The sequence below is a fragment of the Spirochaetales bacterium genome, from assembly GCA_016930085.1.
Lineage (GTDB): Bacteria > Spirochaetota > Spirochaetia > SZUA-6 > JAFGRV01 > JAFGHO01.
Genome location: JAFGHO010000084.1, coordinates 1 through 13936 on the forward strand (window position 1 = coordinate 1; position 13936 = coordinate 13936).

Consider the following 13936-nt stretch of genomic DNA (forward strand, 5'->3'; position numbering starts at 1 on the left):
ATTTTGGGATGAAATGGGGTTTGAAATTTTCCTTGAAATAGTCATTGTACCTTGGTGTTTTGAACAGGACTTTGCCATGAAATGGCTTATACCTTAACTTTTCCAATGAAACAGGTGCACGGGCTATATACTGGGCCAGGGATTCCCTGGCTTTATTATCTGAACCATAAATCCTTACGGAATTATCAATCGAAAAACCGGAATTTTTCCAGGAAAATAAATTTTGCCATACAGTTTGGCATACTTCTCATCATACTGCTGTTTAAATGTATCAAAGTGGTTTTTGAACAGGGCTTGTAAAACATTTTGGCCCCGTGGTATATATTCCTTATCCGGATAAGCGCGCGCTCTTGCAGTCTGTACTGGAATGCCCATGCAAAATGAACAGCAAAAACAGTGCCGGAAAAATGCTGAATTTGGGCAAGTTATTTACATTGATTTACAAGAATCGCAGAACAATGAGTTCGAGCGGACAATTTTAATGTCAAGGTTCTTGCTGGAGCAAGAACATGTGCCATGCCCTCCCGTTGGTCGGGCCCCAAATTGCAGCTCAACTCTATGTTAGCTCATTTCTTACGTGATAAAGAAAATAAACCGCGAATGACGCGAAAAACGCGAATCCGGAATTGCGGTTGTGTGTTTACATAAATTCTCTTATAATACCGGTACGGCGTAACCGGCATCCGATGATATGCGTCTGTCACCGGCCCTGCGTCCGAAACCATTCGGCTTCCGATTGAGGAGGAATTTTCTATGATAAGGACGATGATCGTGGTAATCGCGACCGGTTTTATTCTCTCCGCCTGCCTGTCGTCGCTGCCGGAGTCCACGCCGGACCGGGTGCACAATCAAGTCGACGGGAGCGGGGTTAAAACTGATCCTGCATGGCAGGCCTCGCCCGCCTTCGCAGGGCTCGGTCTCGAGGTGATCTCCCTGCCGCCGGCCGAATCACATGGAGACGCATCGCTGGTCATAAGCGGTCCTCAAAGCGTCGAGCTGGCATTTGGCATGAAAAACACAGCCACCGGCGAACAGGCCGGCGAGGCCACCAATTACTCCCGCAAAGGCGACCGCTGGGTATTCATACTCTCGTTCCCGGAGAGCGGCGATTACGAGTTCAGCCTGTACGCGAAAACAAGGGAGGAAAAAACCTATACCCTGGTCGGGACGCTCACCCTGAAAGCGCGCCTGGACGAATCTCCCGATGCGGCGCTGGAACAGGCCCTGCGAAACCGGGACCCGGGGCGGCTTGAAAAAGCCCTCGGCCGCGGTGCCAACGCGAACACCGTATTCAAGAATTACATGGGAATCGTGTCCGGCGACGACACCGCCGGTGTCCAAGCGCCCGCCGTCTTTTTTGTCCTGAATTGGTGGGGTAAAAGCGCGGATGAAAAAATCGAGGCATTGAAGCTCCTTAAATCCGCCGGTGCGGATTTCCGGGCACTCACCGGCGACGGCACCACGGTTCTCGCCGCCTTCATCAAAACGCTTCCCAAAGACCGCAACGAGGCGCTTAAAATCGCCCGGGTGCTCATCGGCCTGGGCGCCGATCCCTCCCAGGACACCTCGTACACCTACATCTCCAACGGGGAGGAGGTGGAGACGAAAATATCCATGCTCCTCTACCTGGAGCGGTACGGGTACAAGGAGGCCGACCGGTACGCTCCCTTTGTCCCGCTCTTTTTACAACACGGTGCGAGGTCCGACCCGAGATGGCCGTGGGGAAAGTCCGTACTCGACAATTTGTTTTCTCATTACGCCGAGGGAGGAAAAATATTCATTCGCGCCTACCTGGACGCGGGCTACGACCCCAATCCGGACGATCTGGACGCGATCATGTACGCGGCAAACTCGAGTACCTTCGACGGCGACTGGGATCTCATTACCCGGGTTTTCGAGAAAACCAGCCACGTCAATGACCCGGACGGTTACGGCGCGGCCCTGCTTCACCACCTGGCGGGTTTCGACAAGCTCAAGCGTCCGGTCCTGAAAAAACTCATTTCTCTAGCCAAAGGCCGGCGGGCCGATCTCAACATTTCCAACCGCTACGGTGAAACCCCGCTCATGGTGGCGGTGAAGTGGGCACACGACGGCGCGATCCAAGAGCTCCTGGCAGCCGGGGCGGATCCCACCCGACAGGGTTCCACGGGCAAGACGGTGTTTCATGCCATGGCCTCCCGGTCCATAAAACCGGGTGACGCGGCCCTCGTCGACAGGTTTCTGAAGCTCGAGGTCGATCTCAACGCCCGGGATGACGAGGGCAAGACCGCCCTCTATCGCGCCTGCACCGGGGACTCGTATCTTCCGCTGGTGAAGCTCTTCGTCGCCAAGGGGGCCGATCCTGCCATCCCCGACAATGACGGGTTCACCGCCCTCGGTTTTTCGAGGACAAACGGATTCAAGGCGCTCACCGCCTATTTCAAGTCGCTCGAGGTTCCCGAGTCGAGCGGCGGCTGGCCGGTCGGGAATAAAGCACCCGCCTGCCGGGCCGTCCTTACCGCCGACCTCAAGGTGATCGCGGAGCTCCCGGCGTCCGCCTTCGAGGCTCACGTCGCCCGTACAGCCGACGGGGTTCCGGCCACACCGCTGCATTTGGCCGCGGAAACCGGCGACGTGCGGATGATCGAGGCCCTTACCGCCAGGAAGGTGAAGTGGGACACGGGAGACCGCTACGGCCGAACGCCCCTCGAAAAGGCCGTACTCGCCGGGAGGGAGAAAGCGGTAAGCGCGCTTTTGAATGCCGGTGCCGATCCCAACGTGCAAAACGACAGCGGGGATTCGCCGCTCATATTCGCCCTTACCAGGCGTTCGAGCCTTACGCCGCTCCTCCTCGGTGCGCCCGCGACCCCAGACTGGACATCACTCGGCACCGTCCTGGCCGTGAGCACGGACCTCGACCTGGTCCGGGGCCTGCCGCTCGTGCGGTGGTCTTCCGCGGACCTCAATGCATGCGCGTTGCTGGGTAGAGACGACATTCTCCGGTACCTTGGTTCGTCGGTGACACACGAAAAGCTATCGGCCGACGAGCTTCTGGCCCAAGCGACGAAGAACAGGAAGGTGTTCGAAGATTACGAAGCCGGGGCGGCCAAACCGCTCGAGGTAAAACGCGTAGAGGGACCATGGAGCGACAAGCGGGGAACGTACCCGCTCACCCTGACCAAGTGGTCGCCTTGGATCGACCGGGATCCGAAGCTCGATCTTTCCAGGTATCCCGTCGTCGTCTGGGTACCCAAGGGATATGACGGAAAGGAGCCTTACGGCCTTATCGTCTCCATGATGAACGCCAAATCGAAAAATCAGGCCCCGTCGTCCGCCTACACGGCAACACTCGAGAAACACAAGCTCATCTACGCCGGTTTCGATCCATATAACGGGGTGTTCGACGGCAGCTCGGCGGAGATGATGTTCACCGGTCACGAGCGTCTCGTCCTGGCGATGGTTTTTCACATGTTCGGCCACTACGCAGTCGACCGGAAACGAGTCTACCTCACCGGTTTTTCCTGGGGCGGCCGCCTTACCGGAGAGATCGTCCCAAGGGAACCGCGTGTGTTCACGGGCGGGATCGCGGTCGGGGGGTGTTTCACCAGCGGCGCCCGGATTATTCCAAGCTATCCCTACGCGCGGCGGCACGTCACAATGGTCTGCGCAACCGGCGACTGGGACTTTAACCGGCAGGAGACCTTCAATGGGTATGATACGTTTCTGTATCTCGGGTATGAGGCGTATTTCCTTCAGGAGCCGAGAAAAGGCCACGCCCGGATTTCCGGGGAGAACTTCGAGAAGGCGATTATGCTGCTGGACGAGGCCGCGGTGCGGAGGCGGTAGAGGAGGGGCGGAAAACAAACGTATCCGCCACGGGGGGATTTGGGGTTTTGCAATCGATGAATAAAAAGATAGGTCTTAAAAAATACACAAATTTCACGTGCATTGAGATTCCGTTTTTCTCAGTCTTCACGCATTCGAAACATTTGCCATTTGTCGAGAATCCGGCGACGAACTTGTCCTGATGCGTTAATCAGTCCCGTGTCCCATGATTTGAAATTTCACCCGAGTAGTTCTCATCGAGTCTTGATAAAACTACTTACTATATAATATAATAAAATCTCATAGTAATCAAATTGGGATACCAAAGGGGTATTCGCGGAATGTCTTCGATCGAGTTTTAAAACATGTGACATCTTATTCTATATTGTTCAAATTCAATAAAACGGGAGTGTATCTATGAAAAAAAGAGAGGTGATTATTTTGTTTTTTTCCATGTTTTTAATGAATTGCATAACCGATCCACCGGATTTATATGATTATAAACCGCCTAAAAATTACGAAGATGGATTTGTCCTTGGCACTTTGAGCGAGGTTGCGATCGAACAAAAATCAATAGAAAAAGCGGTGAGCCTGATACTTGTCAATAATCAAAATGAGGTTCATTCTCTACTGATTGTCCGGGATAACAAATTAGTGCTCGAAGAATATTTCAAAGGACATAAATATAAATAGGACGGACCCGGTCATCACGGTGAATATGTCACCTGGTATAAATTTATGCTTCATCATATTCAATCCGTCACCAAAAGCATCACTTCCGCATGTATCGGAATCGCCGTGGACAAGGGTTTCATCGATAATGTCAATCAATCGATATTCGACTATTTACCCGAACACCGGCATTTTAAAAAGAAACGGAAAAGAGAACATCACGATCGAACATCTTCTTACCATGACGTCCGGATTGGAGTGGAACGAGTGGAACGCCCCATACAGCAGCAAAGATAATCCGGTAATCGGCATCTGGTATTCGAAAAAAGATCCTATAAGTTATATTCTGGAAGTACGGTTGGCGAATACACCGGGAACGCATTTTTCTTATTACGGCGGTAATACGATAATCCTGGGTGAAATTATAAAGAATTCATCCAATCTGACCATTGAGAAGTTTTCAGAAAAATATTTGTTCGAACCCCTGGGAATCAACGCTTTTGAATGGGCGACACAATTTCCCAATGGCGTTTTTGAGGCCGCGAGCGGATTGAAACTCACTTCGAGAGATATGGCAAAAATCGGAATGACCTTTCTCAACAAGGGTACGTGGAACGGGGAAAGGATTATTCCCGGGGATTGGATCGATAAATGCGCAACTCCATTTTCCGGCAACGTCGATATTGATGTCCCCGGTGAGGATTCGGGAAAAATGGGATATTAGTATTCGTGGTGGACAAAATCGATCAAAAAGGGAGATAAGGTAATCCGGATGTTCCTCGCAAACGGGTTTGGGGGACAACATATAATGATTCTTCCCGAAGAAAATACGGTTGTCGTTTTCACCGGAGGAAATTATCTGACGTACAGGCCGACATTTTTAATTTTAGAAAGGTACATTATTCCTGCCCATACATCAGAGGACGTGGATTTATATAATATTGGTACCTTTTCGCAGCTCCCCCGGGAAAAGAAAAAAACTTACGATTTTTCGATCGAAAATTTGAATCTGTACATACCGGACGGAAAAACAATGGTGATACTGGGCCCCAGTGGGTTCGGAAAAACGACGCTCCTGAAAATGATAGCGGGCGTGATCCCGGTTGAATCGGGGAGCATCGAGTTCGACGGGAAGCGAGTGGACGAATTGAAACCCATGGACAGAAAAATCGGCATGGTTTTTCAGGACTACGCGCTCTACCCTCACCTGACGTCGAAGAGTAACGTGTTATTCTATTTTTTCTTCAAACGAAAAACACAGGAACTATACGAAAGTGCCAGGGAAAAATTCGACAGGACCAGCGAACTCATGGGTGTCGAACTGGCCTATCTGCCGGACAGAAATCCGGGAACGCTGTCCGGCGGGGAAAAACAACGGGTAGCGATCGCCCGCTGCATTACCAGGGACCCGAATGTTTTTCTCCTGGACGAAACGTTTTCGAACCTCGATCAAATGCTCCGGGAAAAATACAGGTTGAATGTGAAGAAACTACTTGGCATATTCGACATCACCACGGTCTATGTGACCCATGATCAGCATGAAGCCCTGGTTTTTGCCGACATTATCGCGATAATGAGGGATGGAAGGATCGAGCAGACAGGCAGTTCAACCGACATATACAACGATCCCGGGAGTCTTTTCGTTGCCGAGTTCATCAACACGGACCAGTATGTCCCTGCAATTAATACGCTTCCGGGAGGCTATATGCCGGGTGTGCCGGATTCCGTCATTGTGGGCATAAGGCCCCGGGATATCAAGATAGGAAAGCACGCGGTACCCGGCGGGTTACAAGCGGTGATTCTCGAAAAGACAACTATCCCGATGCAAAAAGAGGTAATTCTTACCGCCCGGGTACATGAAAAGACCGTGTATATCGTCACCCCGCCAAAGGATGATATTTCTTTCGGAGATACCGTCACTCTGGACATTCACGGCTGTTTTATGTTCGATAAAGATACGGGAAAAAGAATAAGGGATAAAGAGCCGGTGACGGCGTCCGTCCCGAAATAATGTTAATCTTTTGCCAACGCCTGGTTCCTCGAGAAGTCGGGCATTTTTTCTATCGCATATCGCAGCGCGGTCCTGGGCATGGTATTTTTATGTTGTATTACAAAATCGAATACTTTTTGTCTTTCAACGGCCGATGCCACCTTCAGCAGCCAGCCATATGCTTTCTGCACCAGGTCTTCTTCATCTGTTAATAATGATTCCGCGATCCCGAATACTTCGTCGAGGTATTTCTTTTTTTTCACCGGGTAAATGAAGACGACCGCCGAGGCCCTTCTCTTCCATTTGTTTTTCGATATGGTCCACCGTCGGATTTTAGGGATGTCTTCGCGGAAGAGATACAAATGATATCCGAGGGCATGGGTGCACACATCGTCGCAGCTTCCCCAATTATCGACGTAAGTGTCGATCCACTTTTCGAAAACGGTTAAATCTTCTTTTCTGTAGTGTGTTCTGATTCTGTACGACCAATCGAAAGCCACGATCTGGCATCCATGGTTCCCGGTTTCGAGAAGTTCTTCACAAATGAAGTAGATTTTTTTCTTCTCGAGGTGTCTGACCTGTTTATATTTTTCCGCGGAAAGGTTTCTCACGATTTTCGTTACCAGGCCGATGTGTTTTTTCCCGTCTTTGTGGAAACGGGAAAAATCTTTCACATTGGACGGGTTTTGTGAAAGTTGATTCAGTTCTTTACGTATTTCAGATATTATGTTCATGGTGTTCATCGGAACTCATAACGCCTGCATTTTAAAATATTGAGATTGATAGTTAAAGACCCTTCTCTTACTCAGGCAGGCACAGCCTGCCTGAGTAATGTATATTGCAAATCGAGAAATAATAAGAAGAGTTGCATTTTAGTTATTATCCTTCTCGTACAAATACGCTCGTAATTTTACTTCCATCGCCCCCAGGTACGCGGCCTCTTCCATGACCTGTGTCGCCTTGGCAAAATAAAACGCCTTGATCATCTGTTTGATTTCCTCGGTATTGAGATTTTCCGTTGAATTAAAATCCTTTGTGGTAAAAGCATTGTCCGTGCGGACTTTATGAGAAGTATCTGCGAAATATTCGACATTAGCCTTCCCGATCGTTGCAGAGTAACTTTTATAATACTTCGAATATCCCATGGTAGTACCGCTGGGAGTTCCTATACTTGTCCAGGAAGTCGGATCGACGGCCACAAAATCAATTTTGAAGGATTGACCATCCTGAAATCGCATCGGCCCCGTGCTGTAACCATAACTCCAACCGACTTCCGGACCGTCATAGGTCGTCAAATTCCCGAAACCGATCAACGAATGTCCCCTGTAGTAGGCGTTCACAAGTGGATAATAATGATACACATAATACAGGGGGCGGTATGGGGGGGTATACGTTTTCACAAGGTGAGCAGCCGGTCCTTGATGAGGATCAAGCCAGACTACTTTTCCGATATTCGTCAAGGCAGGAGCTGCGTGTGTATCCAGTTCCGAATACGCATTCTGCAAACTGTCATTCATAGCCGATGCAAGCTCATCGATTGTTGTGTGAAGAGGAGTGACAATAGAGTCTAAAATAAATTTTGCCTGGTTGTAATTCCAGATTTCCGTGGCCATTGGATTTCCGGAAGCACATGACATATATGGTCCGAAGCTCATAAATTCGTTAATATAGCTGTCGAGACAAAGGAGAGAGTTCATATTCATAAACTGTAAATTATGTTCCGACGCATATTTTGCAGGATTGATAAGAACGACTTCATCCGAAGAATCTATTACGGGATACTTTTCATTCTGCGAACCGCCGGTGTAAGTGTAATCAATGGTTACCTTGAGGTGGTAATCCGACGCCACCACCTTCTTTTTTTCATCCGTGTCGGGAAGTGTTTTCAGATATTTGACATAATTAAAGAAGGTCGTGCAGGCGGCGTGGTAGTACTGCGACAGCAGAGGGCTATAGGTAGAGGAAACGGCCGAAATGATAGGGGCCATATCTGCGGTATCACCGATATCTGCATAATCTTTCAAAATCGCGAGTGAAGTCGTCATACCGGAGATTCCCGCATCGAAACTCTGTGTAAAAAACTGTGTCAGGTCCAAGTCGAGACCAGCGAATTCCGTTGTCACGTGTCTTTCGAATTCCGCAATTTGATCGCTGAGTAACTCATAAGGAGAAGGCCCCTGGGAACCGGGTGAAAATAAATTGATGAACGATGTAATGATGCCGATGGCAGAACCGATGACGCCGAGGGCGTTTTCTATGGCAGGAAAAAGACTCTGTGTGGCCTGGTATATTCCGGAACACCCGTCCTTTCCGAAAACAGAGTCCAGGGCCTCGCCGATATCGTTTACCAAGGGCATAAGGATCTTGGCATGTTCGTTGAACCAGTCTCTGACCAATGGTGCACCGTTAACGACCGCCTGATAACCTTCCCTGAATTCTTTCAGTGCTTTTTTGTTGACTGCGACGAATTCCTTGGCGTTTTTCAACCAGGGAGGCACGGATGATGTATTCGCCCCATCGTCCTTATCCGCTTCGACAACCGTGAAAAGATCGGGATAACATATCGTATAATAATCCGAAAATGACTTCGTCGGATCGACATCGTTTTCTTCGGAATTTTCCGCTCCAATGGCCGGCGGAATCCCCGGCATTAAATCGGCATTTACCAAATTTCGGAATGTGTCCCGGTCTCCATAATATTCATTTATTCCGGGATAATTATCCACTACCGAATCGAGTATTTCGTCACCGTGAATGATGAGGGTCGACACGTTCTGCGGTGCGAATGTCTGCGTATCCGGATCGAAGACCGGAATAGGTTTATCAGACGCCCCGTCATTTCCCCCCATTGGTGAACTGCAGCCGGTGACGAACAAAATTACCGCCAGGAAACAGGTTCCAAGAATTACATTTTTCATAGACTCCTCCTCAATTGAGTTCCAAATTTATTTTACATATTGTATTGACTTATCGAAAGTCGGAGTCGATGATACATAAAATCTTGATTTGACTCAAGCGGACAAATGTCCTATAGAGCACTATAAAAAATGGACGAAACAATATAAAAAAAATCAACATACCATGAAAAAAATAAGCAACAATTACTTTGTTTATTTCCAGGTTATCTATTAAAATTCAATTGCATTATCCTAAAAAATATTTTCATCCAATGCCCTGCTTCCAACATCACCTACCTACCATTTTTTTATACTTTCCGGGTACCGGGAACCCTGTATCGAGATATTCCCCAATGCGCGCTCGATCTCTTCCAGGTCGTCCTTTGTAAGATCGACCTCAACGGACCCGAGGTTCTCTTCCAGCCGTTCGAGTTTCCTGGTGCCCGGAATGGGAACGATCCACGGTTTCCGCTAAAGCAGCCATGCGAGGGCGATCTGTGCGGGAGCAGCGTGCTTCCTTTTTGCAATGTTTTCGAGCAGTTCGACCAGCGCCTTGTTCGCCTTGATGGCCTCCGGGGTGAAACGGGGTAAAGTCATGCGAAAATCTTTTTCATCGAATGCGGTTTTTTCATTTATTTTTCCGGTGAGGAAACACCTGCCCAGGGGGCTGAATGGGACTAACCCGATGCCGAGCTCTTCCAAAACCGGCAGTATTTCCGTCTCCGGTTCCCTCCACCACAGGGAGTATTCACTCTGTACCGCGGTAACGGCTTGAACCGTGTCGGCACGGCGAATGGTACCCGCCCCCGCCTCCGAAAGCCCGAAATGTCCTACTTTACCTTCCGCGATCAAATCTTTTACCGTCCCGGCAACGTCTTCGATCGGTACGTCCGGGTCGACGCGGTGTTGGTAGAACAGATCGATTATCTCCACCCGGAGCCGTTTGAGCGAGGCCTCCGCCACCCCCCGGATATGTTCCGGACGGCTGTCAAGCCCGATCCACCGTTCCTTTCCTTCGGGATCGAGCTTGAACCCGAATTTGGTGGCTATCGTCACACGCCCCTTGAAGGGTGTCAGAGCCTCGCCCACGAGCTCTTCATTGATGAACGGTCCGTATACCTCCGCCGTATCGAAAAAGTCGACCCCGAGGTCAACGGACGGGCAAAGATAGAATCCAAGACAGGAAAGAGGAACAAAGTAATCGTGTCCGCATTTTGGATTTTGGCATTTTATCCTGGCAACGCCTTCTTGGTATTGTAGTGGAATGAAAAGGAATATGCAAATGGATTTGACGGGGAAAACGGGCGTGAATAAGGGAACAATGACAAATGGAACTGGAATAAGATTTATTTTAATCGAGTGGTGGACCACGATACTTGATCCTTTTATATTTTGGCTATAATATCAAAATGAGAAGTAAGATGAAATGTGTTTTTTTAAAAAAAACGTATTTATTCAATTTCTTTAATAATAATACAAAAAATATATGAACCATGATGATATAAAAAAATTAATACTAAAAGCCATTTATTCAAATGAAGAGTTGTATGATCAATTGGTATTAAAAGGCGGAAATGCACTTTCACTTGTTTATAATGTTGGAAATAGAAATTCGCTTGATTTGGATTTCTCTATTGAAAATGATTTCGATGATATGAAGAAGGTTGCAAGTTATATTCTTGGGGCTTTGACGTCATCATTTGAAAAATACGGAATTATTATATTTGATTTTAACTTTACCCGAAAACCACAAAAAACCCATGTTGATTGGTGGGGAGGTTACAGGGCCGAATTCAAGCTTATTACAAAATCTTTGGCTTTGAATTTGGATAATAAAATCGATAGGATGAGAAGGCAATCAATGCTCGTAGATATAGGTTCACAAAGACGCAGATACACGATAGAGATAAGCAAATATGAATATATTGATGAAAAAAGTAAGAAAAAAATAGATGAAGTTGAAATTTATGTTTATTCTCCCCTCTTGTTGGCTGTAGAAAAACTTCGTGCCCTTTTTCAGCAACATCCGGATTATCCTCACATATCAGAAAATACAAAAAGGAGCAGGGGCCGGGACTTATACGATATTTGGGCGATTTGTGACTATTTTTCAATTAAACTCGAAATGTATTTATCTACAGTGGAAGAAGTATTCAAGGCAAAAAAAGTCGATCTTTCTTTATTGAACAAATTAGAAGATGTGAAAGAACTTCACAGGGCTTCTTGGGAAGATGTCGGATCGTCTGTCGCCGGCGATATTAGACCATATGAATATTATTTTGAGTTTGTTAATGCGTCCGCTCTACATCTATATGCCAAGTGGGTAAAAGACACGCCATGATTCATCAAAACCGGGTTTAAATATTGAATAATCAAGATAAAACTTATACTTCAATCCCTTCTCTTTCAGCTTGTCCAATATCTCTCTTTTTGCTCCCGCCCTTTCCAGATAAAAACCAAGAGATTGATGATATGGATAACGGTAATTTAATGTATTAAAAATAGACAACAATTTTGAGGAATTTATTTCATTTACCGCTTCTTTAAAGGCCTGTGCAACCTGAAATACGCCTCCTGTATACCGAGGTCTAACCGTAATATCGATAAGAGTTCGTTCAAGACACGTTAAGGGAAGACCGGTTGTTTTATCGTTAATTACACCGGCAAGCCCCGTCGATTTTCCCGAGATTAAAATTATTTTTGTGCCATCTATCTTGAAAGTATATTTCGATTGCCTCTGGGGACGTGAAAAAGCCCTGTCGATATTTTCTTGAAGAAGAATATCCCCGGATTCCTGTTTGGAACTTTGCTCTTTATTTACATATATGACTTTAGGCTCTTGTTGAGTAAGTCCAAGCAGGTGCACGGCCGAACTATGTGAAAGGTAAGCTTTCCCCCGAAGAGAAACTGCATAATGATAGGGAGTAGGGTTGAGGGAGGGGATAGAAATCCTTTTTACATCCTGGTAATGTTCGCTTTTCAAGATTTTTATTTGAATAATACCAGACTTTTCTAAATCTCGTTTTATCTCTTTTTCTTTGATTCCCTTTATTTGAGCTTTATTAACTAATTTTCGAAACTCATCTGTCATTAAAACCGGTTTACCATTTTGGAGTAGAATTGAGGATATTTTATCAAAATTTACGGTCTCAAGCTTCATTATAGGTATATATACGTATAATGAATATAATGTGTCAATAGATATGTTTGCTTGCTATTAAATATTCATTGTAGGTATATATACCTACAATGAATATTTTTTCTGAAAAGTTTATACGGTCTTTAACTTTGGAATATAAAAATGGTATATATCTAAATACGTTAGGTATATATACCTAACGTATTTACCTTATAAAAGTATCAACCGGACAGGTTTTTCGATAAACCTCAAATTAAATGGAAAATATACCGGTTCCTATACCCGGATCCAAAACGGTTACTGCGGATCTGGTTTTCTTCCTGATACAACTAGACATGAATTGCGCAACCGGGGGTGTAGTTAGATACTGGCCGTATTGTTTTTTATGGTCTGCAAGCGAATACTCATCGCCGTTTTACTCACGTCGCACCTGCGAGCCAATTCGTCTATAGTATCAGTATCAGAATCTATAAAATCCACGAAATGGTACATATACTCATCGATGTAGTTTCGCGGCATGAGCAATTCTGCCGCGAACCTGTTCGCCTCTATCTTCACCATGTCCAGACCATCTGTGGATTTGTTGTTGCGGAAAAACGTTTTTTTATCGACATGGATACCACTCGTGGAGTGCATGATGTAATGACCCAATTAATGGGCCATGGAAAACCTCTGCCTGTGTATGTGGTGTTTTTTAATTACAATGATGGCGGGTACGAAAATGAAGGGCATGCAATAAATTTTACCTCATTTCTCAAAAGAATATAAACCTAACTGATTATATTGTTTTCACTCTTCCGGTTATTCCTGCTATTACAACGCAATATAATTAAAATTTCCACATTTTTTTCCAACCAGGGTGTAATAAATCAGGCCCGAGGACTGATTAATGTATGCACGATGAGAAATAAGCATAGTGGTAACAGTAATTTAGTATCTGAAACAGATTCACGGTACCGGCAATTCCGTACTCGCCATCCGTCACACGCCGCTCAGGGCCCTGGATCAATACGAAAAGAAAAAAGCACCGGGGCCTTCATCACAGGTAAACAGAAAAACCCTCTCGTGTGGAAGGATGACGTATGAAAAGCCTTCTCTCGCAGATGTCAGAAATATCCGCGATCGTCGCAGGTTCGAGAAATATCTCTGAGATCATGTGCAATCCGGACGGCAGGATCTGGATCGAGGAAGACGGGACGGTCACGATCACCGACCTCAGGCTCGATGCCGAAAGGATATACTCGATCATCAGGCTGCTCGCGGGCCACTACGAGCTGGTCATCAACAAGGAGCATCCCGAGTTGTCCGTCAAGCTCCCCGTCCTCCAGGGGGGGAGGTTCGAAGCCTTGGTGCCGCCGGTGGTATCGGGCCCCGCGTTTTCGATACGGATACCCCCCCGCACCACCATCTCACTCGACGAACTTCTGGAAAAAG

General features: G+C 47.0%; 10 protein-coding genes and 1 pseudogene. 6 read left to right on the forward strand and 5 right to left on the reverse strand.

The window, feature by feature from the left end:
• Positions 1–753 precede the first annotated feature (753 nt).
• From JW881_14450 to JW881_14465, 4 genes are all read left to right on the forward strand, one after another.
• Positions 754–3825 (forward strand): ankyrin repeat domain-containing protein, encoded by a 3072-nt coding sequence (locus JW881_14450; protein ID MBN1698713.1) that lies wholly within the window; start codon positions 754–756, stop codon positions 3823–3825.
• 396 nt (positions 3826–4221) lie between these two features.
• Positions 4222–4497, forward strand: coding sequence for a hypothetical protein (locus JW881_14455; GenBank protein MBN1698714.1), 276 nt, complete (start codon positions 4222–4224; stop codon positions 4495–4497).
• 127 nt (positions 4498–4624) lie between these two features.
• Entirely contained in the window at positions 4625–5200 is a 576-nt protein-coding gene (locus JW881_14460; protein ID MBN1698715.1) for a serine hydrolase, read from the forward strand.
• Between the two features lie 309 nt (positions 5201–5509).
• Positions 5510–6487 (forward strand): ABC transporter ATP-binding protein, encoded by a 978-nt coding sequence (locus JW881_14465; protein MBN1698716.1) that lies wholly within the window; start codon positions 5510–5512, stop codon positions 6485–6487.
• Positions 6488–6489: 2 nt separating this feature from the next.
• On the opposite strand, the gene JW881_14470 is transcribed toward JW881_14465, so the two are convergent.
• The 3 genes and pseudogenes from JW881_14470 to JW881_14480 all read right to left on the reverse strand — a co-directional run bounded on the left by JW881_14470 (position 6490) and on the right by JW881_14480 (position 10647).
• Positions 6490–7200, reverse strand: coding sequence for a DNA alkylation repair protein (locus tag JW881_14470; protein MBN1698717.1), 711 nt, complete (start codon positions 7198–7200; stop codon positions 6490–6492).
• Between the two features lie 138 nt (positions 7201–7338).
• Positions 7339–9384: a hypothetical protein gene (locus tag JW881_14475; GenBank protein MBN1698718.1), complete on the reverse strand. Its 2046-nt coding sequence runs from the start codon at positions 9382–9384 to the stop codon at positions 7339–7341.
• 276 nt (positions 9385–9660) lie between these two features.
• Positions 9661–10647: pseudogene (locus tag JW881_14480) on the reverse strand (aldo/keto reductase).
• Between the two features lie 202 nt (positions 10648–10849).
• Here JW881_14480 and JW881_14485 point away from each other — a divergent pair.
• A complete protein-coding gene (locus tag JW881_14485) occupies positions 10850–11704 on the forward strand; it encodes a nucleotidyl transferase AbiEii/AbiGii toxin family protein (GenBank protein MBN1698719.1) in 855 nt (284 codons plus the stop codon).
• On the opposite strand, the gene JW881_14490 is transcribed toward JW881_14485, so the two are convergent.
• Positions 11672–12523, reverse strand: coding sequence for a hypothetical protein (locus JW881_14490; protein ID MBN1698720.1), 852 nt, complete (start codon positions 12521–12523; stop codon positions 11672–11674). The genes JW881_14485 and JW881_14490 overlap by 33 nt on opposite strands.
• 339 nt (positions 12524–12862) lie before the next feature.
• Complete coding sequence (locus tag JW881_14495) at positions 12863–13138, reverse strand: ImmA/IrrE family metallo-endopeptidase (GenBank protein ID MBN1698721.1); 276 nt, start codon at positions 13136–13138, stop codon at positions 12863–12865.
• A 446-nt stretch (positions 13139–13584) separates the two neighbouring features.
• On the opposite strand from JW881_14495, the gene tadA reads away from it, so the two are divergent.
• Positions 13585–13936, forward strand: a 352-nt coding sequence (gene tadA, locus JW881_14500) for a Flp pilus assembly complex ATPase component TadA (GenBank protein MBN1698722.1), incomplete at its 3' end; no start/stop codon positions are given.